Raw genomic sequence first — 1,532 nt, 5'->3', positions numbered from 1 at the left:
CACCGACGAATCCTTGCCGATGGAATACAGCATCACCGGATTGGCGAATTCAGCGGCCACCTCGCGGATGATACGGATCGACTCCGCCTCGAGCTGCTTCAAGTGGGTCTGGCGTTCGGGGGTTATCTCGGTCATAAGCAGTCCCTTGGGAAAATTTGGGCTTCGGGCTTCGGCAGCATTTTAGCTCGTGGCTCGTGGCTCGTAGCTCGTGGCTCGCGGCCCGTAGCTCGCCGCTCGTGGCTCCTATCTAAAACCCCCACACCAGCGGTATGAGGCCGATGACGATAACACCGGTCAGCAGGCTCATCGGTGCGCCGAGGCGTAGGTAGTCGACGAAGCGGTAGCCGCCGGGGCCGAGGACCATGAGGTTGGTCTGGTAGCCCAGCGGGGTCATGAAACTCGCGGAGGCGGCGAACATGATGGCGATGACGAAGGGCATGAAGTTCACGCCCAGTTGCTCGGCCACGGCGCTGGCGACGGGGAACATCAAAACGGCGGCGGCGTTGTTGGTGATCAGTTCCGTGAAGATCACCGTCAGCACGTACACCATGGCGAGCGCTACCCAGGGAGGTAAACCATCCCCCAGCAGTAACCATTGGGCGATTTGCTGTGCCGCACCGGTCTTATCCATCGCGTTGCCCAGGGCGAACGAGGCGGCGATGACGATCAATACCGAGAGTTCCAGATAGCGCCGTGCCTTGCTCGCGGTGACACAACGCAACGCCAGCATGGCGCCCCCGGCGAGAAACGCGGCTTCGAGAATGCTCAAAAGCCCCGTAGCGCTGACCAGCACCATGGCGCCGAGAATGCCCAGCGCCCAGGGGGCCTTGCGAAAATCCGGCGGCGTGGAGTCGTTGAGCGCGCTGACCAGCAGGAAGTCTTTACGGTACTGGTATTGCGAGACGAATTCTTGGGCGGTTTCCAGCAACAGCGTATCGCCCACCTGCAGGCGGATGTCCCCCAGCTTGCCGGGCAAGCGGCGCCCGTGGCGAGAAATCGAGAGAATTACCGCCTGATAGCGCGAGCGAAAGCGCGATTCGCGCACGGTCTGTTCGATGCCGGTAAAGTCCGGCCCGATCACGGCTTCGACCAGGCAGCGCCGATGGTGTGCGATATCCAGCTTGCGCACGTCGCCATTGGCGGGCCGCAGGCCATGAATGCGGCGAAGCTCGCGTGCGCTCTCCGGCGCTCCGACGAACACGAGTATGTCGTCGGCTTGCAGCTTGGTCTCCGGCGGCACGGCGGTCATCAATTCACCCGCACGTTCGATATCCGCCAGGTAACCATGCCCCAGACTGCGCAAGCCGGCGTCGGCAATGGTCTTGCCCTCTAGCGGCCCTTTGGGGATCACGCTGACTTCGACGGAGTACTCACGCGCCTGCTCGAGCTGTTCCAGCGCGCCCTGGCGATTGGGCAGCAAGCGATCCGCCATCAGGTACAGAAAGCCCCCGGCGATGAGCACCAGCGGCACGCCAACCTTGGCCAGTTCGAACATGTGCAGCGAGATGCCGCGCTCGCTCTGCAACAAGCCA

1 protein-coding gene and 1 pseudogene are annotated in these 1,532 nt (G+C 62.7%); both read right to left on the bottom strand.

Annotated features, from left to right (window positions below):
• Nucleotides 1–135: pseudogene (locus tag OP495_RS17750) on the bottom strand (sulfate adenylyltransferase small subunit); the annotation flags it as partial.
• 112 nt (nucleotides 136–247) lie between these two features.
• A partial coding sequence (locus OP495_RS17745; protein WP_280571095.1) for an SLC13 family permease occupies nucleotides 248–1,532 on the bottom strand: 1,285 nt, incomplete at its 5' end.

Origin of the sequence: Chromohalobacter sp. 296-RDG, from assembly GCF_029889885.1 — a bacterium.
Taxonomy (GTDB): domain Bacteria; phylum Pseudomonadota; class Gammaproteobacteria; order Pseudomonadales; family Halomonadaceae; genus Chromohalobacter.
The sequence above is the reverse complement of the archived record's forward strand: the minus strand, read 5'-3'. Positions and strand labels throughout refer to the sequence as shown.